The organism is Thiothrix winogradskyi (genome assembly GCF_021650935.1).
Taxonomy (GTDB): domain Bacteria; phylum Pseudomonadota; class Gammaproteobacteria; order Thiotrichales; family Thiotrichaceae; genus Thiothrix; species Thiothrix winogradskyi.
Map to the genome: position 1 here is coordinate 1,985,171 of NZ_CP091244.1, position 25,024 is coordinate 2,010,194.

Consider the following 25,024-nt stretch of genomic DNA (forward strand, 5'->3'; position numbering starts at 1 on the left):
GGATGTGAGTGGAAAAGGATGCACATCCCGCCATCATTTACACCAAACCCCATGCAATTTTGGCAGCAATCGCCAGCAGCACCACCCCGATAACCAACTTCACCTGACTGTTTTGCAGTTTTTTGCTCATCAGCCAAGCACCTACCGCTGCCCCGCCAGCCGATGCCACCCCAGTGGTCAGCAACAGGTCGGAATTCATGGCGGACAAGCCCACATGCCCCAGAAAACCGGATAACGAAGCAAAAATGACAATAAAGGCGGTGCTTGCCGAAGCCTTTTTGGGTTCAACCCCCAGAGCCACCAAGGCAGGCACAACAATATTGCCGCCGCCCACACCCAACAGCCCGCCAATAAACCCGGCAAGCCCACCGACTACGCCACCGATGCCCAGCAACGTCCCGGTTGAAAACTGTGCATCCCGTGGTTTCGGGCGGTAAAACAGCATCATTAACGCGGCAAACACCAAAAACGCGGCAAAAAACCACAACAGGGTATCGCGGTCAAGACCACGGCTGACCCATACTCCAACCGGCGACAGCAGCGCCGCAATCACCGTAATGGGCAATGCCAGTTTCCAGACCACCAAACGGTTGCGGATAAATGTCCACGACGCAATGCTCATGGCAATACTGTTCAACAGCAAGGCAGTCGCCATCGCGGTATGCAACTCAATGCCCAATGCTATGAACACGGGGATCAGGATAAAGGCAGCCCCAACCCCCGCAACAGTCAGCACGGTCGTAAACAGGAAGGTGAGGCCACCCGCCAGTAATAATTCCATGCGGCTTAACCTGCCAACGATGCAGCGGAATTTATCGACTCAGGTAAGGCAATGTCACCCGCCATTCCCCCTTTCAGACGATCCATCAACCCCAGCAGACCATCTTGCAGATATTTGACCTGATAACCGTGGGCGGCAAGGTAGGTGCGGGCAATGTTGGAGCGGTCAGTCATTGGGCAAGCCACCACCAGCAGCTTGTCCTTGGGCAATTCACCCAAACGCTCTGGCAGTTCCGTAGCAGGAATTTTCAGACCAAAATTCAACTGCCACACTGCCACTTCTTCCGGCAGGCGAATATCAATCAGTTCTGCCTCGCCCTTGTTATAGGCGGCAATAAAGTCATTGAGGGTAATCCGCGCCATTCCCATTTTCTTGGGGGCAATTTGTCTGGCGAGTTCATCAAGTGCTGTTTTCATGCGGTATTTCTCCTGTTAATTATCCAACAATGCCATGTAATCGCGGGCAGTGTCGCCGCGCAGGTGATTCACAATCCCCAGCATCCCATCAGTGAGGTAGCGCGAATGGTAGCCTTTCAGGGTGAGATACAGGCGGGCAATTTCAGCGCGGTCGTAATGCGGACACATGGTGACGATGGTTTTAGCCGGGTCAAGTTCACCCAAACGATCCGGCAACTCATTCAGCGGAATGTGCTGACCTATCCCCACCTGCCAGGCGCGGTATTCTTCATGGAAGCGGATGTCGATGAGTTGCACCTTATCCGCTGCATACAGTTTCAGCAGTTCGGGCAACTGGATTTTCATCGCCACCCGTTCGTCGTAGTCAAAGCTGCGTAAATAGCTGTCAAAATCGTTGGCTTGCATGTGAGTTATCCTCATTTCAGGTTAGGTGATGTTCTGGGGCAGCCGCTTGGCGTTATGTACAGGGAGACGGATTTGGCTGAAAAAGGATGCAGATTATTTTCCCCATTTAACATTATCGTGTATTGCTTATGCTTGTTCCTCGTTATTCCCTGTGATACATAACGAAACCATGAATACAGCTTCCCTTACCTACCACTTGCGTGGACGCTTCTGGATCGAAAGCCCTCAAGGAACATTCCTTGGTCAAGGGCGTGTCATCCTGTTGGAACGTATCCGCGAACACGGTTCCATCAGTGCGGCGGCGCGTTCCATGCAAATGTCCTACCGTCAGGCATGGGAACTGGTCAACTCCATGAATACCCATAGCACGACAGCCTTGGTCAGTAGTGCTACAGGCGGCAAAGGCGGCGGCGGGGCAAGCCTGACTGAAGCGGGCGAAAAAGCCATTGCGCTTTACCACGCTGTGCGAGCAGATTTTGATGTATTCCTCGCCCAACGCTCCGCAGGCTTGATTCTGTAAAAATTTTTGTAGCACGTTATGTTTTTTTAGGAATAGCGAAAGGAAATGATGATGAAACTGTTCAAACAAACCCTGCTTGCCGCTGCGATTGCTTGCAGCACTGCCAGTGCGTGGGCAGACGACCTGAAAATTGCCGCCGCCGCTGACCTCAAGTTCGCGCTGGAAGAGATCAAGACCGCTTACGTGGCTGCCAACCCCGCTGACAAGGTGGACATCACCTTCGGCTCATCTGGCAAACTCAGCACCCAAGTCGAACAGGGCGCACCGTTTGACCTGTTCTTTTCCGCCGACATCAAATACCCCAAACAACTGGCAGCAGCCAAACAAGCTGCTTCCGAGGTGAAACCCTATGCCGTGGGGCGGATTGTGTTGTGGAGCAATACCCACGATGCCAGCAAACTGACGCTGGAAAACCTCACCGAAGACAAATTCAAGCACATTGCGATTGCCGACCCTTCGCACGCGCCGTATGGCAAACGTGCCGAAGAAGCCCTCACTGCCAGCAAACTGTGGGATACGGTCAAGCCTAAACTGGTCTACGGTGAAAACATCTCGCAAACCGCCCAGTTCGTGGAATCCGGCAATGCTGACATTGGCATCATCGCCCTGTCACTGGCACTGAACCCGGAACTGTCCAAGCAAGGGAGCTACTATTTGATCGAGGACAAGCTGCATGAACCGCTGGAGCAAGCCTTCATCGTCACTGCCCACGGCAAGGATAATGCGGCTGCCCAACGCTTTGCCGATTACATGCAAGCCCCCGAAGCCCGCCAGATGATGGTGAAATACGGCTTTGTACTGCCGGGTGAAGGCGCGGATACGGCTGGTAAACCAGCGACTGACAAACCTGCCACCACGAGTGCGCAATAATGGATTGGCTGCCTTTTACTGCTGAAGATTGGGCAGCCATCCGCCTGACGCTGGAACTTTCCGCCGGGGCTACCCTGATCCTGTTGGTGTTGGGTACGCCGCTGGCGTGGTGGCTGGCGCAAACCCGTTCCCGCTTCAAGCCCGTGGTGGCTGCACTGGTGGCAATGCCGCTGGTGTTGCCGCCAACGGTACTGGGGTTTTACCTGTTGATGCTGATGGGTCCACATGGTTGGGTGGGGCAAGCTACCCAAGCCTTGGGATTGGGGCGGTTGCCGTTCAGTTTTGGCGGGATGCTGGTGGCTTCGGTGCTGTTTTCCATGCCATTTGTGGTGCAGCCGCTGCACAATGCCTTTGAAGGGCTGGATAAACGGATGCTGGAAGCGGCGGCGACCTTGCGGGCGAGTACGCTGGATGCCTTTTTCAGTGTGGTGTTGCCGTTATCGCGGCGCGGTTTCCTCACCGCCTCGATTCTGGGGTTTTCGCATACCGTCGGTGAATTTGGGGTGGTGTTGATGGTCGGTGGCAATATCCCCGGTCACACGCGGGTGGTTTCCATGCAGATTTACAACCATGTGGAATCCATGCAATACAGCCATGCGCACTGGTTGGCAGGGCTGATGGTGGCGTTTGCCTTCATTGTGCTGCTTTCCATGCACCTGATGAACCAGAAGCTGGATGTGGAAAAGGCGGTGAAAACATGATCGAAGCGCGTTTTCATTTGCAGTTTGCGGATTTTACGCTGGCAACCGATTTGCACTTGCCGGGGAGCGGGGTAACGGCATTGTTTGGGCATTCTGGCTCTGGCAAAACCACCTTATTGCGTTGCATTGCCGGGTTGCAACGCCCGGACAATGGTTTCCTGCAAGTGCGCGGGCAGGTGTGGCAAGACAGCGCGAACGGCGTGTTTTTGCCGACGCACCAACGCCCCTTGGGGTATGTGTTTCAGGAAGCCAGCCTGTTCCCGCATCTGACCGCCCGCAAGAATATGGATTACGGGCGCAAACGTGCCGCGCAATCCACCAATGATGACGAACTGGCAGCGATTGTGGACATGTTGGGGATTGAACATTTGCTGGACAAAATTCCCGCGCAACTTTCCGGCGGCGAACGCCAGCGGGTCGGTATTGCCCGCGCCCTTGCTCTCAAGCCGCAAGTGCTGCTGATGGATGAACCGCTTGCCGCGCTCGACCTCAAGCGCAAACAGGAAATCCTGCCGTTTCTGGAACGCTTGCACCGCGAACTCGACATTCCGATTTTGTACGTGACGCATTCACCGCAGGAAGTGACCCGGCTTGCCGATCATCTGGTGGTGCTGGAAGCGGGCAAGGTGCTGGCTTCGGGCGCATTGGCAGAAACTCTCACGCGGCTGGATTCACCGCTGGCAGAAGGCAAACAGGCATCCAGCGTGCTGGAGGTGCGTGTGTGCGGGCATGAACCGGAATTCCATCTGAGTCAGGTACAATTTGCGGGCGGTATCTTGCACATACCCTACCAGCAAGCCGCCGCTGTCGATACCCCGTTACGGGTGCGGGTGTATGCGCGGGATGTCAGTCTTACCCTCCGGCAACCGGAACACAGCAGCATCCTCAATGTGCTGCCTGCACAGGTGACAGGGTTGGCACATGGGCAGGCGGGGCAGACGGTCGTGCGCCTGAACCTTGGCGGTGCGCCGCTGTTGGCGCACATTACCCGGAAATCCGCCGTGCAACTGGGTTTGCAGGTGGGGATGGCGGTGTTTGTGCAGATCAAGGGGACTGCGATTGTGTAGTATCGGGGGCAATCAGGGGCGTGGGGCAAACAGGATGATCCCCATTCCTCCCAATGCCAGCATACTTCCCGGTAACATTAGCCAGTCAATTTTAACAGAATTGGACAACCTATCGTGGCATCAGGACGTTTTTCACACGCCTCGATCAAGGTTTCCAGAGCCTGTTGCATGGTCTGCAAGTCAGCAATTTTTTGCCGGATCAGGCTTAACTTATGGGTTGCCAAAGCATGGGTTTCCCGACAATCACCGGCTTGTTCGAGCTGAAGTAACTGAGTGATTTCCGACAGGCTGAAACCCAACTGTTGTGCCCGTTTGATGAATTGCAGGTGTGTGGCACAACTAGCAGGGTAATGGCGTTGCCCGTTAGTGGACTTGGGTGGCTCAAGCAACAAGCCACGGCGTTGGTAATAGCGAATGGTTTCCACATTCACCCCCGCTATTTTGGCTAATTTGCCGATGGTTAAGTTATCACCCATTTGGAACTTGACTCCGTACCTGACTACGGCATTTATACTATGCTAACTTGCCACACAGTTATAGGGTCAGGATAGTGAAGTTTGATGAAAAAACCTCGTTAATTGCCAGTGTTCTGGCGGCGGTTGGCGCATCCGTGTGCTGTGTTGGCCCGTTGGTGTTGCTGGCACTCGGCATTAGTGGCGCATGGATTAGCCATCTGACGTTAATGGAGCCATTCCGCCCGCTATTCATCGGCTTGACGCTGCTGTTTCTGGCGTTGACCTTTTACCGCTTATATTGGCGACCACGCCAGTGTGTCATCGGTGCAGCCTGTGCGGATAGTAACGTCTTGCGTCGGCAACGTTGGTTGTTTTGGCTTGTGACCGTTGCTTTGCTGGCATTACTTGCCGTTCCGCTGATTGCCCCTTGGTTTTACTGACAGGAGAATAACTTATGTATCGCTTTATCACTTGTTTATGGATGAGTGCCGGATTGCTCTGGTCGGTGTCTGTTGATGCGGATACGCTGGAAACAACCACGCTGGCAGTCAGCAATATGACCTGTTCGCTGTGTCCGATCACCATTAAAAAAGCCTTGAGTGCTGTTGAGGGGGTCGATGAAGTCACGATGGATTTGGCAACCAAAACTGCCCAAATCAGCTATAACCCTGAAAAAACCACCGTGGAAACCTTGGTACAGGCAACCACACAAGCGGGTTTTCCATCCACCCCTCAAACTGCCCCAACCCAATAGGTATCGGATGAACGCCATTATCCTCGAATCGACCCTGACTTGCCCGGAATGCGGCTTCAGCAAGCAGGAAATCATGCCCACCGATGCCTGCTGGTTTTTCTACGAATGCGAACACTGCAAAACGCTGTTACGTCCCTTGCCGGGGGATTGCTGCGTGTTTTGTTCTTACGGCACGGTGAAATGCCCGCCGATACAGGAGCAGCGGGGTTGCTGTACGGCTGCGGGCTGTGGTTCGTCTTAAGTACTGCTCAGCCGAACAACTTTTGCCACCAGCGTTTGCGGTTGCCCGGTAACGGGGCGGTTTCCGCCAGCGGCTCTGGCTTGAGACGGCTCAACACCCAGCGCGGCCAAATCCGCTCCCCACTGCACCCGCAGGAACTCCCCATGTTATGCGGGTCGTAAACCTTGATCATGGTAGGCTCGGCGGGGTTATCAGCGTAGACCACCCCGCAATAGTCGTAATCGTGTTCCTCACGCAACAGTGTATCCAGTTCGCTGATGAACTGGTGCAAGGCAGCGGCACTCATGGGTTCATCCGGCAAGGCTTCACCAACCAGACTGGCATACCAGCCTTCTGGTTGTGCGCGTACCTGTTCCCACAGCGCGTCCAGTTGATGCCAGCGCAGGATGCCTTGAAACGAACCATCAAAATATTGGGTAAACGTAATGCTCATGTACTGACTGCCCCCTTATTCCGGCAAATACAGGGTTGCGCCTTCCGCCAGTTCCAGATCGCGGATATGCCCCGCCTGTTGTTTGCCATCCAGCACCACATGGGCGTGGAGGTTGTAACCGGGAACCATGAAATAACGTACCTTCTCGTTGCGGTTGTATAAACCCACAATCGTGACCGTTTCATCGGTGGAATCTGTCACCAGCGGTTCAGGCAGGGTATCCAGACTCCAGGAAACCTTGTTGGCTTTGCCGGTAATCTTGAAGGGTATCAGGGCTAAATCCCCGCACCCCATGTCATCTACCAGTTCGTCGAAGGCAAAGCTCAGGTCGTCGAATGAACTGATTGCATCCAGCTTACTGTGTTCTTTCCAGCTTTGCGGGGAAGCCAGTTGCAACATGAACGCGCCGCCTTCGCTAGGGGTGTCGGTCAGCACTTCAATCCCGCCTTTGTCGTCCGGGCGTACCCGGTACACTTTGCCATCGACAATGGTCAGCTCGTATTCGCGCCCAGCGGCTGAACCATAGCCGACGCTGGTCGGGGTCAAGGCCAGGTCTTTCCACGCCACATTCGCCGCATAATTTTTGGCTTCGGCATTAGCGCGGTTGCTGTGGGAACTGACGCTGGTAATGCAATTGGATGGGGTTTCTGCGTAAGCCGTATTCAGCGTGATCAGGCTGGCGGCGAGCAGCAAAGAGGCGCGTAAGGTCATTCAATAATCCTTGTGTTATTGGTCGTGTTGTAAGGGAAGACGGCATGGCCCCCAAAAAGATGCAGCCAGAGGGTGAAATTCCTCCGGCTGCATCGTTGACCCCACTTGCCTGATTCAGGTGTTGATGTTGTTTACGGGTGTTGCAGCGTAGCCGCACTAATGACACCGTGGTGTTTGGCTTCCCAGCGGTTGCCCAACCAGAAACCTGTTGCTGCCAATCCTGCCAGCCCTAGCAGTACCACCCACACTGGCAAGCCGAATAATTGCGCCAAGGTCTGTTTCTCTACCCCTTTGGCAGCGGTATAGAAACCATTCAGTGCATCAAACGCGCCAGCGAATACAAATGCACCGATGACCATTCCCAGCATGAAAAACAGTGCATCCAGCCGCCCGCTGAACAAGCCTGCCACCGATGTGCCGGGGCAATAGCCGCCCAGTGACAACCCCGCACCCAGCAATGCGCCACCTGTTGCGGTTGCCCACCAGAAGGTGGTTGGCACTTTCAACTTGTCAGCCTGCAACCACCCCAAGGTACTGAACAACCATAAACCGATGGCAGCCACCACAATGGCAACAAACATCACTTTGAAAACCGCCCAGTCACGCAGGGTGAACTGTGCATTCAGCTTACGCGGGCTGCTTAACCCTGAGCCTTCGAGAAAATAGCCAAAGGCAATACCGAGCAGGAATACCAGCCACATATTGTTTGCAATTACCATGTTCATTCCCAAAGCCTCCGTGTTTGCATGGACACCAGTATGCCTGTGACAAAAAATGCCAACAGGAACACAAAACCCGCCACTGCCAGCGTGGCACTGCCTGATAAGCCCGTACCGCTGGTGCAACCCCTTGCCAAGGCTGCCCCCATTCCGGTCAGGATACCGCCGAACAGTGCCAGCCCCAGACGTGTGCCGACGCGCACCTGTGAGCCACGCTCAATGTGAGGTTTGAAGCGGCGTGCCAGCACACTGCCTACCAGTGCGCCAATAGCGATACCGACGGTTTCCCACGTAATCCAGTCATTCAAGGGGTTGCCACTGGCTAATAGCGGGGCGAAATACCCGTTCGCACTTGCCCATGAGGTGGCAACTGCATTGCCCAACCACGCGGCAAAGCCACGAAATAAACCAAATCCACCCAAGCCGTGGGCAGTGACAACGAACATGCCAAATAAGGTCACACCCAAGCCCACACCCGCGACTAACGGGGACAGGAAAGGTTTGCTAGTCTGTGGTACTCGTTCCATTTTCATCTCCTGTTATCGTTGGAACACAGTTTCACTGTATGCTCAATGTCACAGGAATAAATTGATCTGACTCAAGGAATGCGGGGATTTATGTCGAAGCGGAGGGTTCACGCGGCACAAAGCAGCACACCTTGCCGTCATCGTCATAATGTACCTGGCAGTGGGTTTCCAGATGCGCTTTGAGGCGTTTGCGGGCGCGTTGCAGGCGGGATTTTGCCCCCGGCAGGCTCAAGCCGTGCTGTTGGGCATAGTCGTCCTGCTTCATGCCTTGCAGGTCGCATTGGGTGATGATGTCACGGTCTTCGGGGGGAAGTTCTGACAGGGCGCGGGGCAAGCAATCTGCCAGCGTATCGACGGGAGTGGGTTCAGCGGTTTCAGCAGGCAAATCGTCGGGCAATTCCACCTGTTCACGCCGCACCCGCAAACGGTCTGCTAATGCATTACGCGCAACTTGAAACAGCCATGCCCGCGCATTGTCGATTTCGCAGAACTTTTTGTCTTGCCGCAAGGCTTTCAGAAACAGGTCTTGCAGCATGTCCTCGGCATCGGTGGTATTGCCCAGTTGTTTGCGCAGCCACGCCCGCAGTTCACGCTCGTGGCTGTTCCATGCCTGCATCAGGCAGTTCATCCTAGCAGCACGCCTGCCCGGATGCGGTTGAGGTGCAGCAAGCACCACCACTGACAACGGGGGTGTCAGCTACAGTGTCCGCCGTTTGCGGGGCGGCTTGCTCGTCAAACGCCGCATCCAGCTTTTGGGCAGCTTCGTCACGGATATGACGGGCAATTTCCACCGCTGTGTTGATATGATCTTCCGACACGCCCAACGAGCGCAGGCGTTGCACTTGGCACAGCCCCATTGCCGGATGTTTTGCCGCAATCCCCGCCGCCAGCGATACCAGCGCAACGATGGAGGAATGTAAGGGGACAGTTTCGCTCATAATGTTCTCCGGTTTATTCAGCTTCTAGCTGCATGTAGGTTTGGTGGATATTGCGGCTGTTCCATTCCTTGTGGAATTTGAGGAAGTCGAAACGGGTGTCAGCCGCGAGGCGTTTGACCGCATCACCAATGTCTTCCATGTCGGTAACTGCCTTACCCACTTCTTCGACCAGCCAGCCGAGGTAATCACCCACGGCTTTTTGTGCCGTTGCCATGTCACTGGGGTAGCCATGTCCCGGTACGACGTGTTCGGGCTTAAGTTCCGCCAGTTTGTTGAAGGTTGCCAGCCATGCCTTGACCTTGCTGGTTTCCGGCAACAAGCCGAGCATCCGGTCATTGAACACAATGTCACCCGCAAACACGGTTTTTTCATCCGGCAACCACAGCACGGCATCACCGGGGAAATGCGCCTCACCCAGATAGCGCAGGGAGAAGGCTACGCCGCCCACGGTGAAATCCTTGGTGTCCGCATCCACCACGTTATCCGCAGCGACTGGTTTGAAATCTTCCGGCTTTTTGTCGAGTGCCGTTGCCAGCCGTTGCAGGTTGGGGGCTTTGAAGGCTTCCTGACTGTCTACGGTGCGCTTGAGTGCCATCACCGGGATTTTCTGGGCGATGAAATAACCGTTGCCCATCCAGTGGTGGTCTTGCGAGCCGGTGTTCACCACTTGCTTGATGGGCTTGTCGGTGACTTTTTTGACGGAAGCTTCGATCAGTTTGGCGGCTTCATCCGTGCCGCCGGAACCGACCAGCACCACGCCGTCATCCGTGATGACAAAGCCGAGGGTGTTGTTGAGACCGAGGTTTTCCTTGGTGCGTTGGTCAATGTCGCCGACGAGGGCGTATACCTTGTCAGTGACTTTTTTAGCTTCCAGTTCAAACGCTTGCGCCGGGAGAACCCAGGCGCACAGCGTGAACAGGAGCGCGGTCGTTGTATAGCGCATCCGATGTTCCTTACAGTAACTTACAGTGAATAGTCTTCGTCATACGGTTTGTCGCCTTGCACGATCGGCAGGGTCATTGCGCCATCCCATGCACTCCAACCGCCATTGACGAAACGCACGTCTTTGAAACCCAGACTGCGCAATTGCAGGAAACCCAGACTCATGCGGAAACCGTCGTGGCAATACAGGTACACGGTTTTGTCTTTGGGGATGTCTTTGTACATGGCTTCGAGGTCTTCGGCGGATTTCCAGCTTTGGCTTTGCCCGTCCGTACCGTCAAGGCTGACGATATTCAGCGCACCGGGGATATGCCCACCTTGCACCGCGTGGCGGATGGTTTTGCCGTTGTACATATCCGCTGGACGTGCATCGACCAGTACCACTTTTTCATCGCGGCGTGACACTACGTCGTCGTACACATCCATCCACTCCACCAGCATGTCAGGGTTGGGGTCTTTCAGGGTGACATTGCCTTCTTTCGGGGTGGGTGTTGGCTCTTTGGTAAGTTCGTTGAAACCTGTCCAGCCAATCGTGCCGCCGTCGAGGATTTTCACCTTGCTCATGTCATAGCCGAACAGTTCCAGCGTGCCATACAGGCGGGCAACCAGTGCGGTGCTGGAATCATCGTACAGCACGATGGTAGAATCGTTGTTCACGCCCCATGAACGCAGAGTTTTCTCGAATTTTTCCTTGCTGGGGAAGCGCATGATCGGTTTGGCGAGGTTGTCGCCCAAGTCTTTGAAGCGTTGCACTTGTACTGCGCCTTCGATATGCCCGACGGTGTAGAAACGGTGTGGGTGGTAACGGGCTTCAAGAATTACCAGATTCTTGTTTTTCTCCTTTTCGGCTGCCAGCCAATCGGCATCCACCAGAAAATCACGCCCTTCAGCCCATGCGGGCGATAGCAAAAACACGCTCAACAGCAACAGTGCGGTGCTGATACGTTTCAGGAATACAGTCATCGGGTTCCTCCTCGTGTTGTAACATCTTGTGTATGTCGGTTTGGCACTATATCGCCAGTTTGCTATATCTGTCCATGCGTATATTAAAGCAAAACCCGGACAAGCCGGGCTTTGCTGGCAGCGACGGAGAGAGGTCACTTGTTGACAGGTGAAGCCGGATCAACCAGAAATGCCACTACATCGGCAATCTGTTCCGGTGTCAGGATGCCGTTATGCCCCAAACGCGGCATATTGGAACAGGCGACAAAGGCTTGTGCGTTGTAGATTTTTTCGTAGGCATATTTGACGGTTTCTTCGGTATTGCCCCGGTTTTTGCCGAAATTGGTCAGGGATAACCCCAAATTGCCCGCCGCCACTTCCTTGGGGTCAGCCGCATGGCAGGCGTAGCAGTTGCCACCGCGTACCTTGTCGGCTTTGTCTGGCTCAATACGACCGATGCGCATGGCAAAACCGTCGGTGAAAATGGTCTTGCCTTTTTCCCAGTCCCCCAGCATTTTGCCGCCTTCCGGGTATTTGATGGTGGCTTTTTCGCGCTCCATAATCGCCTTGGCTTCGGCTTCACTGGGTTTGTTGCGGGTAGTGGAACAGGTCTTGAGTGTCTCATCCTGCGTTAGGCGTGACTGATCCTGATTATCCCCTTGCTGGAAACCTGTGGCGATTTGTTGTTCCACCACGGCACTGACATCTTCACCCGCCTTGTCTTCGGCATAAACGCCTGCGGTTGCGGCAATGGCTGTCACCACCGCAGCCAGTAATACTGTACGTTTCATGATTGTGATTCCTTCTGCGTTAGCGTGACATGCCGGGTTGAACCATCGTGCCATCCTTCGCCTGACTGGTCAGGAAAGCGATGATGGAAGTGGTCAGTGGTGAACCGTAGTCCGCATCCGGCAGGCGCATCTGCCAGTGGCAGTCCCACATGCGGTGCTGCATGGTACGTACTACCCCGTGGGAAACCCGGTAGGTTGGCCAGCCACCGACGGTTTTCTGGATACCTTCCTTGTTGTAAGCGTTGACCAGCGGTTGCAGGCGGATGCGGGCATTGTCGGCGGAATGGCAGGTGGCACAGGCAAAGTCCATCGGCCCATAGCGATGCCAGAACAGTTCCTCACCGACTTTGATGGCTTCCTGTTCCTTGGGGTGGTCTGATGGCGCGTTGATTTTCATGCCATCGGATTTGCTGGCAATGTAAGTGGTCAGGGCTTCAAGGTCGGTGTTATCTTCATTGAGGCGCTGATCGGCAAAGGCTTTTTGCTTGAGTTCCTTGGCATCAAAACCTTGCAATTCCACCATGCAGTGCAGCAGGCGGGATTCGGCATCCTGCACCTTGTCAACATCCTTAAAATAGCGTGGCAGTTGCGCGTATGCACCTTCCACTTTGCCAGCACCTAAACCAAAATCGCATTGTTCCAGTGAAGCATTTTTTGGGCCACGCTTTTCTTTGAACAATTCCTCGCCTCGGTCAACCACTAGCAGGCCGGGGTTAGCATCGCGGTCGCCGTAGGTCATTTCACGGTAGGCATCGACATTGGCATCTTCTGCCAAGACAACACCACTCAATAGCAGCCCACACAGGGCAGTTAAGTATTTTTTTGTCATGTACTCCATCCTCCTTTGTCATTACAACCTAGCTTACATCGGCTTCAGCAGAGTCTTTCTCTCCTTTATTATCAGTCCACGCGAGTTTCACTTTGTCACCGGCTTTGCCTGCATAACTAAACGCAAGGTAAGGGTTTTTGGAAACAGAGCCGCCCCAGTTAGCGGTGAGAATGGTTTTATCCCCGGCGGTGACAATGATTTCCTTAATGAAATGCGCAGGAACCAGTTCGCCGGTTTTTTTATCCTTGCGCTGTCCGGTTTCCATTGGGTGGGTCATCAGGGCTTTGACTTCAACCGAGCCGTCTTTGGCTGCTGCTTTCAGTTTGATACTAGACATTGATTTGCTCCTCTAAATTAGCCGCCGCAGCCGCCGATGGTGACTTTGACTTCCTGCTTGGCGGTGTAAGACTTGTCACCGGCTTTAGCAATGGCAACTACGTTAGCCGTTTTGCCCATCTTGATGCGCGTGGAAACTTCCGGTTGTGCGCCTTCACCCAGAATGAACATGGCAGCCAAAGGGGTTGGATTACCGTCCACCAGAATGCTGATTTCGGTTGTACCCGCCACGCCAGATGTCACTGTGACAGGGACAACAGCACCATTTTCAGCGATTTCAGGCGCTTTGATTTTGATGTCAGCGGATTCTTCCGGGGTAACTGCCATGGTTTTGAGGGCATCTTCCATTGACTTGGAATCAAATGCGCCGCCGCCTTCTGCCATTACCATGCGCGGGGTCAGCAAACCTGCGCTAACTGCCATGCCAGCCGCACCCGCAGCCAGTGTGCCTTGTAGAAATGTTCTACGTTTCATGTGTGTTTTCCTCCGATATTAAAAACAGCCGTTACGAACGAAAAGGATTCCCCATTTCCCAGAGAGGAGTCGCTTGCTTGGGACGGGAAATGGGGCAATCACAGGCTCAACGATTAATCACCAAAGTTGATTTTAGTACCGATGGTGATGGTATTTTCTTCCAGATCAGCGGAATCCTTGCGGCTGTTGTAAGCGGCGAAGAGTTGTGATTTCTTGTGGATTTTTTGTTGGACGCCGATACTCCAGTTATCCCAGTCTTTGTTGCCATTGGGGACGCGGCCTTCGTTTTTGCCATAAGCCGCTACTAGCGTGGTTTTTGGCGTGGCATCGTAGGTAGCATTGACATAGGTGTTTTTCCCAAAGCCTAATTCATCCACATCTTCATACAAGGCTGCTACGCCCACTTTATCGGGTTTGTATTGGGCGGCAACTTGCCAACCAGAACCATTCGTAACGCCACTGGAAACATTATCGGCATTCATGTCAATCATGTCGGCGGCAAGGAAAACGGCCTTGTTCTTGTATTTCACGCCAAGACCTGTTGCACTGCCACCCTTGAAATTGACTAATGAACCAGCGTTATTCAATTGGGTGTTGTCAGTATTGGTTGCATACCAGACATTGGCCTTTACCCCTGATCCCAGTTTTGGTGTCTCATACATGAGGGTATTGTTGAAATAATTTGAGTGCAATTCAGATGAGCCTTGGCGACCACCGTTGCGGGATTGCATGGCGGTATCCAGCCACGGGTCAATGGTTGTCAACGAACCTTTGTAGCCGGTGCTCAGGCGACCCGCCCGTAGTGTTCCCATCTTGTCACTTTTCACACCTGCATAGGCTTCACGTAGCAAGACATCGCGTTGTTTACCCGTGCTGTCAGTCGTGCTGTTAGTGGTGTCATATTCCAGTTCCATCTGATAAATGACATCGGTTTCACCGTAACCGGAAGGGAGTGTCCCTTTCACACCCAACAGGGAGGCGTTGCTGTTTAGGGTTGTACCTTCATTGGTAATGTCACCAGATTTGTTGTCAACACTCAAACCGACCCGCCCGTAAAGATTCATGGCCTTGGAATTGGCAATCCAGCCTTCCTCTTTGCTGTCGCCTTTATCACTTTTGTCACCTTTTGCACTCTTTTCCGCTTTGGCAACCGGGGCAGCACTTTGCTTGGTTTCCAACTCGGCAATGCGTTTTTGCATGGTTTCCATTTGTGCTTTCAGGGCTTGCAGGTCATCTGCCGCCATCGCGGGCGTAGCACACACAGCGGCAATGGCAGCCGCTACCAACGTAATGCGTAATGTATTTTGCATGTCGTTCACTCCTCATCCTCTCTATACGGTGTTGTCAAAAAGACACAGCATTATTTATTGCAGACAAGCCCGTTTCATATGATTGTAATCATATTGATTAAAATAAGCTCAATAGCTAGCCTTGCTTGATGGTGTTGTAAAATGGCTCGACCGGCCCCACCACCACATACGCACCAACAGGGCCAGAGGCTTGCTGGAAGCGGGTATCAATGTGTGAATTTTCATGGTCGTACATGCTTTCCCATACCCCGTGCATAATATAGCTACGCAAATTGCCGTCATAGAAAGCGTTTTGCAGGATTTCGGTGGTCACGGCTTTGCGGTAATAGGTATTGTCGGCTGCACCCGCCAGCCCCAATCCAGCCGGGTCATCGCTGGGTTGGAAGGTGGTTTGTGCCGTGGTCAGCAGGGTGCGCACCTTGGTATTAAATTCAGCCAAATACACATTGTTGATCATGACGTGGTTTTCCACCGTCACATAAAGGTTGTTGACCTCATCCGACTGGTTTTTCAGGAAAGTCTCGATGGCTTCGGGGGTGGTATAAATCGCGGTACGGTCGCCTGCCGCCACGGTGACGTAAACACCTTCGTAATGCTCCAGCACAACGCTGGTCTTGGTGGGTGGCGTGGTTGCCCCGTTGTACGCAAACAAGGATGGCTGGATATTATCCACAAACCACTGTTGCACCCCGGATGCCAGCATATTGTCGTAATTGTCGAAACGCACAAACAGGCTGTAGAAATTCGGCACTTTACTGTTACCCACAAAGCCCTGATCCAATGCCCCTTTCATCGAGTTGGGGTAATTTTTAACCATAGTGGATTCGCCCGTCATTTGTTTGAATGACAAGCTCAAGTAACCTGTTTTGGCTTTCATCAGGCCAATCAGTGCATCAATCTTCGCTAGCACGGTGGCTTTTTCGGGGTTGGGAACCCGTATTTCGTAATACATGGTCACCGCCCCAGTGGGCTTGGCTTGGGTAGCTGCCAGTGCGGTATCGGCGGTGGTCGTGGTGGTCACCGCTGTGTTGTTGCCATCACCACCACAAGCAGACACCAACATGCCACCGCCAAAGAGGGCGGCAAAACTCAGAAAGGTTCTTCTTTCCATAACTTTTCTCCTGAAACCAATCCATTAAGCTGACTTAATGAACCGATCCTGCTTAAGGGTGATGTAAAACGGCTCGACCGGGTGGGCAATAAAATACGAACCCACTTGGGATGCTCCGGCTGAAAAACGCGGATCCAGGTGGGAATTCTCATGATCCATGATGGTTTCCCACACCCCGTGCATCAGGTAATTACGTTTTTCACCTTCAGGAAAAGCGTTTTGTAAAATTTCACGGGTCACTGCCTTGCGGAAAAAAGTGTTATCCGCTGCTGCGGGTTGACCGTTTGCCACATAATCCGGGTCACTGTCGTCGTAACCCGCATCCCCCGGAATGGGACGGAAAATGGAGCGGGTATTGCCATTGAGGTTTTCACGCAACAGGTTGTAATGTGCTTCGCGGTTCACATCCATGATCATGTAATGGTTGTTGACCGAAACATACTGCCCCGCCACCTCATCGGATTGTTTGGAGGCTAGGTAAGTGCTGATTTCTTCCGCTGTCATGTAACCGTTTACACGGTCTGCCGCCGCCACGGTGGTGTACACACCTTCGTGAAAATCCAGTGCAATACTGGTTTTGGTAGGCGGGGTCGTCGCCGCGTTATAAGCGAATAAAGATGGCACAATATTGGCTTTAAACCACGCTTGCACCCCAGAGGCGAGCAGGTTGTCGTAGTTGTCAAAACGCAGGAACATCACGTAAAAATAAGGGACTTTGGGGGATGATAAGGTGCCGTCCAGTGTCGCCAAGGCTTCAGCGAGAATGGCTTTTTTAGGGTTGGGGTATGCCCGCCCCATCGTCGATTCACCAATCGTTTGTTTGAAGGACAGGGATAAATAGCCAGCCTTACCCTGCATTAGGGCGATCAGTTCGTCCATTTTGGCGAGGACTGCCGCTTTTTCTGGCGGTGGTACGCGGATTTCGGTGTAATAAGTCACCGCACCGACAGGTTTGGGGTGATTGGTGGTGGCTACCGCCGGGGTTGCTTCGGCGGCTGCGCTGCTGCCTAGCAACAATGTGCCTCCGGCTGCCCCGGAAAGCTCTAAAAATTGTCTTCTGTCCATGAGTACTTCCTGATGCTTACGCTTTATTCACCAAACGGCGGGTTTCGTAGAACGGCTCCACTGGCCCTGCCATCACATACGTGCCGGTTGGGGTGGAAGACTGCACAAAGCGCACATCCAGATGCGAGTTTTCGTGATCCATCACCGATTGCCACACGCCGTGCATCAGGTAGCTGCGGGCAGCGTTGGTTTCCACTTGCAGGTTTTGCAGAATTTCGGTGGTGACAGCGCGGCGGTAGTAAGCGTTGGTGGCTGAACCGGGTTGCCCGATCAGTTGCGGGTCAAGCCCACCGTCAAAGTCGGCATCATTAATGTCCGGGCGATAGGTAGTCTGTGCAGTTGTCAGCAAGATTTTGACCTTCTCATTGAACTCGGCGGTTTTGCTGGAATGGATAGCGACATGGTTTTCTACCGTGATATAGCCCCTGTCCGGTGTGTCTTCTTGTGTTTTCAGGAAGGTCACAATCTCGGCTTCGGTGGCATAAATGGCGGTGCGGTTGCCTGCTGCCACGGTTTTGAAATAGCCTTCGTAGTAATCGAACGCCAAGGCAAGTTTGGTCGGCGGCGCACCGTTTTGACCCGGCTGGTAAAGGTGCAGCATGGGTGCAACGGTGGTATCAAACCAGCTTTCTACCCCTGCGGCTTTGAGCTTGGTATAATTCTCGAAGCGGATAAACAGGGCGTAAAACAACGGCATCCGCCCCGCTTTAAAGCCGTCGGTATAGGCTGTCCCCAGTACACCCTTGAGTTCCTTGGGGTAGTTCTTGACCATTGTGGAATCACCCACCGTGTTTTTCAGCGACAGGCTCAGGAAGCCGTCTTTTGCGGCAAGGCTGGTGCTTAACGCATCCACCGCCGCCAGCATGGTGGCATTTTCAGGGCCAGCAATGCGGAATTCGTAATACAGCGTGACCACACCCGTATGGCTTGCCAGTTCGCTGCTCGCCGCAGTAGTGCTGGTGGTGGCAGTATTTTCAGCACTGGAACTGCCCATGCAGCTTGCCAAGTTCAGACCTGTTGCAGCAACAGCAACCACACCAAAGAAATCCCGACGCTTCATACCTTCCTCTCCTCATTTAATTATCGTGAGGCTGTAGTATTCCGTGTAGGGCAGGGTTTTCATATGATCGTAATCATACGGCTGCGGCAGAGCAGCAAAAAAAGCTGATTTATCCTAGCAAGTGGATGGTGCGCTCGGTACGGCTGATCTTGCCCGCCTTTTCCAGAGCGGCGAGGGTGCGGTAAAGGGTTTCCCGTTGCAGACCCAGCTCATGCGCCCATTCGTACAAATGGCTGGGGTATTCGATCGTCCCGCTGCCACCGGATTCGCACAGCAAATAATGCAATACTCGATCCGCCGCATTTTTCAGGCGCAAGCGTTCGTAACGGGAACATTGCAGCCGCGAGGTGCGGGCAATCGCCAACATCAACTGGAAAGCAAAGTCGGGGTTGGTGGCGAGTTCCTGTTTTAACGCCTGCATGGGGATTTTTGTCACCCGACAATCCGATAACACCACCGCATCACAGACATAACGTTCAACCGCCATGGTCGATTCCCCCAGCAGTTCCCCCGGTCTTGTGCGCAGCATGATGACTTCCGTCCCGTCGCTCAGGTAACGCACAGCCTTGACTTCACCCGATTGCAGGTAAAACAACCCATCCACTGTGTCATTGATGCGGAACAGGCATTCCCCCGCCTGCAATTCCTGCACTTTGGCCTGTTGGGTCAAGCAGGGCGGGAAATAACCCGGTAACAGGGTTTCCGGTTTGTCTGTCATGCGGTTTGCGCCCCTGCTTCATACCAGCCACGGGTACGGTTGACGATGGCGACCACCGACAGCATCACGGGTACTTCCACCAATACCCCGACAACCGTTGCCAGCGCAGCACCAGAATTGAAACCAAACAGCACAATCGCCGTTGCCACCGCCAGTTCAAAGAAATTGCTTGCCCCAATCAGGGCGGAAGGGGCTGCCACACAATGCGCTACCCCGAAATGGCGGTTGAGCCAATACGATAGCATCGAATTGAAATACACCTGAATCAGGATGGGGATTGCCAGCAATAAAATGATCAGCGGTTGCGCCAACACCTGTTGCCCTTGAAAGCCGAACAGCAGCACCAGTGTCACCAACAACGCCACCAGCGAAGCCGGTTGCAGCCTTTGCAAAGTAGCCTCCAGTTTGCCGTGTGTCAGCAAGAAATGGCGTAATAGCTGGCTGACTATCACCGGAATCACGATATAAATCAGCACTGACAAAAACAGTGTATCCCACGGTACGCTGATGGCGGAAATCCCCAACAACAACCCCACCAACGGTGCAAACGCAAAGATCATGATGGTGTCATTCAACGCCACCTGCGACAGGGTGAAGTTGGCATCGCCATTCGACAGGTTGCTCCACACGAACACCATCGCGGTGCAGGGTGCAGCCGCCAGCAGGATCAGCCCTGCAATATAACTATCCAGTTGATCCGCCGGAAGCCAGTCAGCAAACAACACACGAATAAACAACCAACCCAGCAATGCCATCGAAAACGGTTTCACCAACCAGTTGATGAACAGTGTCACCCCAATGCCTTTCCAGTGCTGCCCGACTTCATGCAAGGCGTGAAAGTCGATTTTCAGCAACATCGGGATGATCATCAGCCAAATCAGCAGTGCTACGGGCAGGTTGACCTGCGCCACTTCCAGTTGCCCAATCGTCTGGAACACGGCAGGCAACAGGCTACCCAGCGTGATACCGGCGATAATGCACAGCAGCACCCAGAGGGTCAGGTAGCGTTCAAATACGCCCATCGGCGCACCGGACTGGTGTTTGGCAGTCACTTCACATTGCGCAGACATGGTGTTTACTCCTTGTTGAGTGCTTCGAGGACTGCTGGAACTAGCCGGGTACGGATGTCATCACGAACCCGCAGGAAACTTTCAATGGCTTCCCCGTGAGGGTCATGGAATGGCAAATGGATGGCGGGTACGGGGCGTGGAAAAATGGGGCAGGCTTCCTTGGCGTTGTCACATACCGTGACAACGAGATCAATAGGTTCATCCAGCAGGGTATCTACATCCTTCGGGTATAGCCCTGCTGTTGGCAAACCAGCGAGTTGCAGGGCTTCGATTGCACCTTCTGCTACCTTGGGTTGTGGCTTTATCCCGGCAGACAGGGCGCGTACCTTCCCTGCCAAATCGTGGTTGAGGATAGCCTCAGCCATTTGCGAACGGCAGGAATTGCCGGTGCAGAGGATAAGGACGGTTCTGGATGCTGGCATGGTTATTTCCCCATTGATGTTCAAACGCTACAGGAAGTTTATCATATTCGATTTGACGAATATATAAAAATGGGGGTGCAACGCACCCCCTAGGCTTGGTGATTATTGTTGGTATTATTGAAGGAGATGTTATGACGTTATTTACAGGTCATCGCCCTTCATCGGGGTGAAAGCAGTGGCATTTTTGGCAATCTCCGGCAATTTGTCAGCAGGGACTGTTACCAATCCTTTGTCAGCCAGATAGCCATCTTCACCCATTGCATCCGTACTGACGTATTCCGCTACAAATTCCTTGATGCCTTTAACCTGGTCAACATGGGAGTTTTTCACATACACGTACATGGCACGGGACATGGGGTAAGTCTTGTCGATAACGGCTTCAGGCGAAGGCTTGACCCCATCAAGTGCCAGCCCATTGAGCTTGTCTTCATTTTGCTCAAGGAAACTGAAACCGAACGCTCCCAATGCATTGGCATTGGTTTCCAGCTTTTGCACGATCAGGTTGTCGTTTTCACCAGCTTCAATGTAAGCACCATCTTCACGGATGGTGCGGCACACTGACTCGAATTTTTTCTTGTCGCTGTCATGCAGGGCTTTCAGGGAGTCAATTTTCTTGCAGCCGCCTTCCATACCCAGCTCATTGAAGGAGTCGCGTGTACCAGAAGTTGGTGGTGGGCCGATGACCTCGATCTTGATGGCTGGCAACTCAGGGTTGACTTCATTCCACATCTTATAAGGGTTGGCAACCAGTTCGCCTTTTTCATTGGGAATTTCTTTCGCCAGCGCCATGTACAGGTCTTTCAGGCTGAAGTTCTTGAATTCCGGGCCGGATTTGGATTGTGCAATGGTCAGGCCGTCATAACCCATGTGGATTTCAGTGATGGCATCAACACCATTCTTTTGGCAGTTTTCAAACTCGCTTTTTTTCATGCGGCGGGAAGCATTGGTCAGATCAGGGGTTTCAACGCCTGCACCTGCGCAAAACAGCTTCATGCCACCGCCAGTGCCAGTAGACTCAACTTTGGGGGCTGGACTGCCGGTTTTTTTGCTGAACTGTTCAGCTACGGTGGTGGTAAAGGGGTAAACGGTGGATGAACCCACGATTTCGATGTTATCACGTGCTTGAGCCGCTGTTGCGGACAGTGCCAGTGCAGTGGCAACAGCCAGTACCAGTTTCTTCATTCGAGTATCTCCAAGTGTAAAATTGCGTAAAATCAGATTGATTCGTTATCCGGTTCGCTATTCGTTGCCACAGGCAACAATGTCTGACCAATTTCATCCAGATGTTTTTTCAGGGACAGCTCATCCAGTGAGCGGATAGGCAGGCACGTAAAAATACCAATACGGTTGTAAAGCTGGCGGTAGGTTTCACGGAAAGCAGAGAGCTGGGTAATGTCATCACCTTCCACACTGGCAGGGTCAGCAACTCCCCAATGTGCCGTCATCGGTTGGCCTGGCCATACTGGACACATTTCAGCCGCTGCCTTGTCGCAGACGGTAAACACGAAATCCAGCTTGGGTGCATCCGGGGTTGCAAATTCTGCCCAGTCTTTGCTGCGCAAGTCGGCAGTTTCAAAATTCATCCGCTTGAGCAAGTCGAGGGTGACAGGATGGATTTCCCCGCGAGGGTAGCTACCAGCGCTGTAGGCTTTGAATTTGCCAGCCCCCAAACGGTTGAGGATGACTTCCGCCATGATGCTGCGGGCAGAATTGCCGGTACACAGGAACAGGACATTGAACATTGGGTATGCCTCTTGCGCAATTAAGTGGAGGCATAATATATGGCTATTCAGATATATGAAATGGGGTATGTTTCAGTGTCACAGAAAGTTCATATTAGCCTACGGCTGGCATGAAGTGTTTTGCCGCTCGGAAACGGCAAGGTGTTGCCTGTCTGTCTGGTATAAGGTTTCATGGGATGCACCCGTTTGCAGGCAAGCCAGCGCCTGCACCGCCCACGTCGGCAGCTCAGGATGCAAACGGTAATACACCCACAGCCCCGCCTTGCGGTCTTGTAACAGGCCACTTTCGCGCAGTACCGCCAGATGGCGGGAAATTTTCGGCTGCGCCAGTTCCAGCGCCTGCGTCAACTCACACACGCAACGTTCAGAGCCGTCCACCAGCAACAGCAGGATGCGTAAACGGGTCTGGTCAGACAGGGATTTGGTGAAATCTTCAAGCAGCATGTTCAGTTCCAGCAGGTAAGCGCAGTGACAATAACAAGGCCGCCAGCACAAACCCGGCGGACAACCACAGGCAGCCTTCCAGCCCGTACTGCTGGTACGACCAGCCGGACAGCACCGTTCCCGCCAGCCGCCCACCGGCATTTGCCATGTAGTAAAAACCGACTTTCAAGGCCACCTTGTCGTGGTCAGCATACGCCAGAATCAGGTAGGAATGCAGCGCGGAATTGATCGCAAATACCACCCCGAACACCAGCAAACCCACCACCAGCACCGTGCCCGAATCCCAGCCTTGCGCTAAAGCCAGCGCGATGCCCACCGGAACCAGCATCAGCAGCAACGCCCACACTTGTGCGGAACCTGCCCCCGGTGCATGTTGCTTCAGCCCCAGCAAGCTCGGCGCACTTGCCTGCACCACGCCGTAGCCAATCACCCAAGCTGCCATGAAGGTGCCGACCTGCATGAAATTCCAACCCAGCACTCCGACCATGAACACCGGTACTGCGACCACAAACCACACATCCCGCGCCCCGAACAGGAAAAACCGCGCTGCCGACAGCCAGTTGATAGCGGCATTGTTGGAAAAAACCTGCGTAAATTTAGGCTTATCTTTCGCCTTACCCAAATCATCTGGCAGCAATAGCAAGGTCAGGATGGTCACAGCAAACAGGCTCAACGCCAACACCAGCAAGGCCATCTGAAAACCGATTGTTTGCAGCAAGGCTGCACCGAGGAAAAAGCCCACCCCTTTCAACGCATTCTTGGAACCCGTGAGTATCGCCACCCACTTGAACAGGCGTGCATCCGCCCCTTTCGGCACGAGGGTTTTTACGCTCGATTTCGCCGACATTTTATTCAAGTCCTTGGCAATGCCGGAGAGCGCCTGCGCAAACATCACATACGGCACGGAAAGCCACTGCGTCGGCATCAGCATTCCCAACGCCAGCACCTGCATCGCCATCCCCAAGTGCATGGTTACATTCAGCCCCAGCCGTGCTGCCAGCCAACCGCCGACCAGATTGGTGACAATGCCAAAGAATTCGTAGAACAAAAACAGCATCGCCACCTGAAACGGCGAATAGCCCAACTGGTGGAAATACAGCACCACCAGCATACGGATTGCGCCATCGGTGAGGGTGAAAGCCCAGTAGCCGAGCGTGACAGTGAGGTAGTTGCGCAGGTCGAGGGTCATTACAGACTTGCCACGACTTTGCCAGTGAGTTCCATCATGCGGTTCATATAGCCCCATTCATTGTCATACCACGCATAAATTTTTACTTGTGTGCCATTGATCACCATCGTGGATGGTGCGTCGATGATGGATGAACGCGGGTCGCCTTTGAAATCCACTGACACCAGCGGGCGCTCTTCGTAACCAAGGATGCCTTTCAGGTAGGTTTCGGAGGCTTCCTTGAAATAGCCATTCAGCTCTTCCGCCGTCACTTCACGCGCCGCTTCAAATACAAAGTCGGTCAGGGAAGCATTCAACAGCGGTATGCGTACCGCATGACCGTTGAGCTTGCCCGCCAATTCGGGGAAGATTTTGGTGATGGCTTTGGCAGAACCTGTGGTGGTGGGGATCATGGATTCGCCGCACGCCCGTGCGCGGCGCAGATCCTTGTGGCCCTTGTCGATAATGGTTTGGGTATTGGTAATATTGTGCAAAGTGGTCATGCAGCCGTGCTTGATACCGACCTTTTCGTGCATAACCTTGACCACTGGGGCAAGGCAGTTGGTGGTGCAGGAAGCGGCAGTCAGCAAGTGATGTTCTTCGGGTTTGTACCAATCATCGTTGACACCGTAAACGATGTTCAGCGCACCCTCTACTGGGGCTGCCACGATCACCTTCTTCACGCCTTGGTCGAAATACGCCTGCAATTGCTCGACCTTACGGAACTTGCCACTGCATTCCAGCACAATGTCGCAACCTGACCAGTCAGTGTCTTCGATGGATTTGTTGGAGGTATAAGCAATCGCTGCACCGTCAACGTACATGTTGGCCTCATCCGCGCTGCATTCCGGTTGCCAGATGCCTTGCACGGAATCAAATTTCAGCAAGTGTGCGGAAGTCGCCGCATTGCCTGCAATTTCATTGACCTGTTGGAAGGTGAAAGCCGGGTTGCCCCAGGCTACGCGGATGCCTAAACGCCCCATGCGCCCGAAGCCGTTGATGCCGATGTTTGCCATGACAAATTCCTGAAAGCCAAAAATGAGGCAAGATTATATATGTTAA

General features: G+C 53.5%; 35 protein-coding genes. 7 read left to right on the forward strand and 28 right to left on the reverse strand.

Features of this window, described 5'->3' with window-relative positions; genetic code table 11:
* Positions 1 to 37: 37 nt before the first annotated feature.
* From L2Y54_RS10075 to L2Y54_RS10085, 3 genes are read right to left on the reverse strand one after another with little or no spacing between them, the layout of a single operon-like run.
* Positions 38 to 781 (reverse strand): sulfite exporter TauE/SafE family protein, encoded by a 744-nt coding sequence (locus tag L2Y54_RS10075; RefSeq protein WP_236501746.1) that lies wholly within the window; start codon positions 779 to 781, stop codon positions 38 to 40.
* Between the two features lie 5 nt (positions 782 to 786).
* On the reverse strand, positions 787 to 1,197 hold the full coding sequence (locus L2Y54_RS10080) for a rhodanese-like domain-containing protein (RefSeq protein ID WP_236501748.1): 411 nt from the start codon (positions 1,195 to 1,197) through the stop codon (positions 787 to 789).
* A gap of 15 nt (positions 1,198 to 1,212) precedes the next feature.
* Entirely contained in the window at positions 1,213 to 1,602 is a 390-nt protein-coding gene (locus L2Y54_RS10085; RefSeq protein WP_236501749.1) for a rhodanese-like domain-containing protein, read from the reverse strand.
* A 169-nt stretch (positions 1,603 to 1,771) separates the two neighbouring features.
* Here L2Y54_RS10085 and L2Y54_RS10090 point away from each other — a divergent pair, with 169 nt between their 5' ends.
* From L2Y54_RS10090 to modC, 4 genes are read left to right on the forward strand one after another with little or no spacing between them, the layout of a single operon-like run.
* Positions 1,772 to 2,122 carry a winged helix-turn-helix domain-containing protein gene (locus L2Y54_RS10090; protein WP_236501750.1) on the forward strand — a complete coding sequence of 117 codons (351 nt, stop codon included), beginning with the start codon at positions 1,772 to 1,774 and terminating at the stop codon, positions 2,120 to 2,122.
* A 45-nt stretch (positions 2,123 to 2,167) separates the two neighbouring features.
* A complete protein-coding gene (modA, locus tag L2Y54_RS10095; RefSeq protein WP_236501751.1) occupies positions 2,168 to 2,992 on the forward strand; it encodes a molybdate ABC transporter substrate-binding protein in 825 nt (274 codons plus the stop codon).
* Positions 2,992 to 3,693: a molybdate ABC transporter permease subunit gene (modB, locus tag L2Y54_RS10100; protein ID WP_236501752.1), complete on the forward strand. Its 702-nt coding sequence runs from the start codon at positions 2,992 to 2,994 to the stop codon at positions 3,691 to 3,693. Before modA ends, modB begins: the two co-directional genes overlap by 1 nt.
* Positions 3,690 to 4,760, forward strand: coding sequence for a molybdenum ABC transporter ATP-binding protein (gene modC / locus L2Y54_RS10105; RefSeq protein ID WP_236501753.1), 1,071 nt, complete (start codon positions 3,690 to 3,692; stop codon positions 4,758 to 4,760). The genes modB and modC overlap by 4 nt, the downstream gene beginning before the upstream one ends.
* Before the next feature lie 77 nt (positions 4,761 to 4,837).
* On the opposite strand, the gene L2Y54_RS10110 is transcribed toward modC, so the two are convergent.
* Positions 4,838 to 5,236 carry a MerR family transcriptional regulator gene (locus tag L2Y54_RS10110; protein WP_236501754.1) on the reverse strand — a complete coding sequence of 133 codons (399 nt, stop codon included), beginning with the start codon at positions 5,234 to 5,236 and terminating at the stop codon, positions 4,838 to 4,840.
* A 74-nt stretch (positions 5,237 to 5,310) separates the two neighbouring features.
* Here L2Y54_RS10110 and L2Y54_RS10115 point away from each other — a divergent pair, with 74 nt between their 5' ends.
* Genes L2Y54_RS10115 through L2Y54_RS10125 form a run of 3 tightly spaced genes read left to right on the forward strand, consistent with a single transcriptional unit; the run spans position 5,311 to position 6,210 of the window.
* On the forward strand, positions 5,311 to 5,655 hold the full coding sequence (locus L2Y54_RS10115) for a mercuric transporter MerT family protein (protein WP_236501755.1): 345 nt from the start codon (positions 5,311 to 5,313) through the stop codon (positions 5,653 to 5,655).
* Between the two features lie 14 nt (positions 5,656 to 5,669).
* Positions 5,670 to 5,969, forward strand: coding sequence for a heavy-metal-associated domain-containing protein (locus L2Y54_RS10120; protein ID WP_236501756.1), 300 nt, complete (start codon positions 5,670 to 5,672; stop codon positions 5,967 to 5,969).
* Between the two features lie 7 nt (positions 5,970 to 5,976).
* Positions 5,977 to 6,210, forward strand: a complete 234-nt coding sequence (locus tag L2Y54_RS10125; RefSeq protein ID WP_236501757.1) for a GDCCVxC domain-containing (seleno)protein — start codon at positions 5,977 to 5,979, stop codon at positions 6,208 to 6,210.
* 7 nt (positions 6,211 to 6,217) lie between these two features.
* On the opposite strand, the gene L2Y54_RS10130 is transcribed toward L2Y54_RS10125, so the two are convergent.
* The 24 genes from L2Y54_RS10130 to L2Y54_RS10245 all read right to left on the reverse strand — a co-directional run bounded on the left by L2Y54_RS10130 (position 6,218) and on the right by L2Y54_RS10245 (position 24,978).
* Positions 6,218 to 6,643 carry a hypothetical protein gene (locus L2Y54_RS10130; RefSeq protein ID WP_236501758.1) on the reverse strand — a complete coding sequence of 142 codons (426 nt, stop codon included), beginning with the start codon at positions 6,641 to 6,643 and terminating at the stop codon, positions 6,218 to 6,220.
* A 15-nt stretch (positions 6,644 to 6,658) separates the two neighbouring features.
* A complete protein-coding gene (locus L2Y54_RS10135; RefSeq protein WP_236501759.1) occupies positions 6,659 to 7,354 on the reverse strand; it encodes a hypothetical protein in 696 nt (231 codons plus the stop codon).
* A 131-nt stretch (positions 7,355 to 7,485) separates the two neighbouring features.
* Complete coding sequence (locus L2Y54_RS10140) at positions 7,486 to 8,079, reverse strand: DUF6691 family protein (RefSeq protein ID WP_236501760.1); 594 nt, start codon at positions 8,077 to 8,079, stop codon at positions 7,486 to 7,488.
* Entirely contained in the window at positions 8,076 to 8,600 is a 525-nt protein-coding gene (locus tag L2Y54_RS10145) for a YeeE/YedE thiosulfate transporter family protein (RefSeq protein WP_236501761.1), read from the reverse strand. Before L2Y54_RS10145 ends, L2Y54_RS10140 begins: the two co-directional genes overlap by 4 nt.
* An 88-nt stretch (positions 8,601 to 8,688) precedes the next feature.
* Positions 8,689 to 9,228: a sigma-70 family RNA polymerase sigma factor gene (locus tag L2Y54_RS10150; RefSeq protein WP_236501762.1), complete on the reverse strand. Its 540-nt coding sequence runs from the start codon at positions 9,226 to 9,228 to the stop codon at positions 8,689 to 8,691.
* A gap of 1 nt (position 9,229) precedes the next feature.
* Positions 9,230 to 9,538 carry a hypothetical protein gene (locus tag L2Y54_RS10155; RefSeq protein WP_236501763.1) on the reverse strand — a complete coding sequence of 103 codons (309 nt, stop codon included), beginning with the start codon at positions 9,536 to 9,538 and terminating at the stop codon, positions 9,230 to 9,232.
* Positions 9,539 to 9,551: 13 nt separating this feature from the next.
* Positions 9,552 to 10,481 carry an MBL fold metallo-hydrolase gene (locus L2Y54_RS10160; RefSeq protein WP_236501765.1) on the reverse strand — a complete coding sequence of 310 codons (930 nt, stop codon included), beginning with the start codon at positions 10,479 to 10,481 and terminating at the stop codon, positions 9,552 to 9,554.
* 20 nt (positions 10,482 to 10,501) lie between these two features.
* The gene (locus L2Y54_RS10165; protein WP_236501766.1) at positions 10,502 to 11,443 is read right to left on the reverse strand and encodes a sulfurtransferase; all 942 of its coding nucleotides are present in this window, start codon (positions 11,441 to 11,443) and stop codon (positions 10,502 to 10,504) included.
* Positions 11,444 to 11,577: 134 nt separating this feature from the next.
* The gene (gene soxX / locus L2Y54_RS10170) at positions 11,578 to 12,213 is read right to left on the reverse strand and encodes a sulfur oxidation c-type cytochrome SoxX (protein ID WP_236501768.1); all 636 of its coding nucleotides are present in this window, start codon (positions 12,211 to 12,213) and stop codon (positions 11,578 to 11,580) included.
* A 19-nt stretch (positions 12,214 to 12,232) separates the two neighbouring features.
* Entirely contained in the window at positions 12,233 to 13,042 is an 810-nt protein-coding gene (gene soxA, locus L2Y54_RS10175; RefSeq protein WP_236501769.1) for a sulfur oxidation c-type cytochrome SoxA, read from the reverse strand.
* Between the two features lie 28 nt (positions 13,043 to 13,070).
* The gene (soxZ, locus tag L2Y54_RS10180; protein ID WP_236501770.1) at positions 13,071 to 13,379 is read right to left on the reverse strand and encodes a thiosulfate oxidation carrier complex protein SoxZ; all 309 of its coding nucleotides are present in this window, start codon (positions 13,377 to 13,379) and stop codon (positions 13,071 to 13,073) included.
* Positions 13,380 to 13,396: 17 nt separating this feature from the next.
* Entirely contained in the window at positions 13,397 to 13,852 is a 456-nt protein-coding gene (gene soxY, locus L2Y54_RS10185) for a thiosulfate oxidation carrier protein SoxY (RefSeq protein WP_236501771.1), read from the reverse strand.
* A gap of 113 nt (positions 13,853 to 13,965) precedes the next feature.
* Positions 13,966 to 15,162 carry a porin gene (locus L2Y54_RS10190; RefSeq protein WP_236501772.1) on the reverse strand — a complete coding sequence of 399 codons (1,197 nt, stop codon included), beginning with the start codon at positions 15,160 to 15,162 and terminating at the stop codon, positions 13,966 to 13,968.
* Between the two features lie 115 nt (positions 15,163 to 15,277).
* Positions 15,278 to 16,273, reverse strand: coding sequence for a hypothetical protein (locus L2Y54_RS10195; protein ID WP_236501773.1), 996 nt, complete (start codon positions 16,271 to 16,273; stop codon positions 15,278 to 15,280).
* A gap of 24 nt (positions 16,274 to 16,297) precedes the next feature.
* Positions 16,298 to 17,338, reverse strand: coding sequence for a hypothetical protein (locus L2Y54_RS10200; RefSeq protein WP_236501774.1), 1,041 nt, complete (start codon positions 17,336 to 17,338; stop codon positions 16,298 to 16,300).
* A 16-nt stretch (positions 17,339 to 17,354) separates the two neighbouring features.
* Positions 17,355 to 18,398, reverse strand: a complete 1,044-nt coding sequence (locus L2Y54_RS10205; protein ID WP_236501775.1) for a hypothetical protein — start codon at positions 18,396 to 18,398, stop codon at positions 17,355 to 17,357.
* 109 nt (positions 18,399 to 18,507) lie between these two features.
* Complete coding sequence (locus L2Y54_RS10210; protein ID WP_236501777.1) at positions 18,508 to 19,116, reverse strand: Crp/Fnr family transcriptional regulator; 609 nt, start codon at positions 19,114 to 19,116, stop codon at positions 18,508 to 18,510.
* On the reverse strand, positions 19,113 to 20,186 hold the full coding sequence (gene arsB / locus L2Y54_RS10215; RefSeq protein WP_236501778.1) for an ACR3 family arsenite efflux transporter: 1,074 nt from the start codon (positions 20,184 to 20,186) through the stop codon (positions 19,113 to 19,115). Before arsB ends, L2Y54_RS10210 begins: the two co-directional genes overlap by 4 nt.
* 5 nt (positions 20,187 to 20,191) lie before the next feature.
* Positions 20,192 to 20,608: an arsenate reductase ArsC gene (locus L2Y54_RS10220; protein ID WP_236501779.1), complete on the reverse strand. Its 417-nt coding sequence runs from the start codon at positions 20,606 to 20,608 to the stop codon at positions 20,192 to 20,194.
* 141 nt (positions 20,609 to 20,749) lie between these two features.
* Positions 20,750 to 21,790, reverse strand: coding sequence for a substrate-binding domain-containing protein (locus L2Y54_RS10225; RefSeq protein WP_236501780.1), 1,041 nt, complete (start codon positions 21,788 to 21,790; stop codon positions 20,750 to 20,752).
* Between the two features lie 32 nt (positions 21,791 to 21,822).
* Positions 21,823 to 22,350 (reverse strand): arsenate reductase ArsC, encoded by a 528-nt coding sequence (locus tag L2Y54_RS10230; protein WP_236501781.1) that lies wholly within the window; start codon positions 22,348 to 22,350, stop codon positions 21,823 to 21,825.
* 99 nt (positions 22,351 to 22,449) lie between these two features.
* Positions 22,450 to 22,794 carry a metalloregulator ArsR/SmtB family transcription factor gene (locus L2Y54_RS10235; RefSeq protein ID WP_311196236.1) on the reverse strand — a complete coding sequence of 115 codons (345 nt, stop codon included), beginning with the start codon at positions 22,792 to 22,794 and terminating at the stop codon, positions 22,450 to 22,452.
* Positions 22,784 to 23,983, reverse strand: a complete 1,200-nt coding sequence (gene arsJ / locus L2Y54_RS10240; RefSeq protein ID WP_236501782.1) for an organoarsenical effux MFS transporter ArsJ — start codon at positions 23,981 to 23,983, stop codon at positions 22,784 to 22,786. The genes L2Y54_RS10235 and arsJ overlap by 11 nt, the downstream gene beginning before the upstream one ends.
* On the reverse strand, positions 23,983 to 24,978 hold the full coding sequence (locus tag L2Y54_RS10245; protein ID WP_236501783.1) for an ArsJ-associated glyceraldehyde-3-phosphate dehydrogenase: 996 nt from the start codon (positions 24,976 to 24,978) through the stop codon (positions 23,983 to 23,985). Before L2Y54_RS10245 ends, arsJ begins: the two co-directional genes overlap by 1 nt.
* Positions 24,979 to 25,024 lie beyond the last annotated feature (46 nt).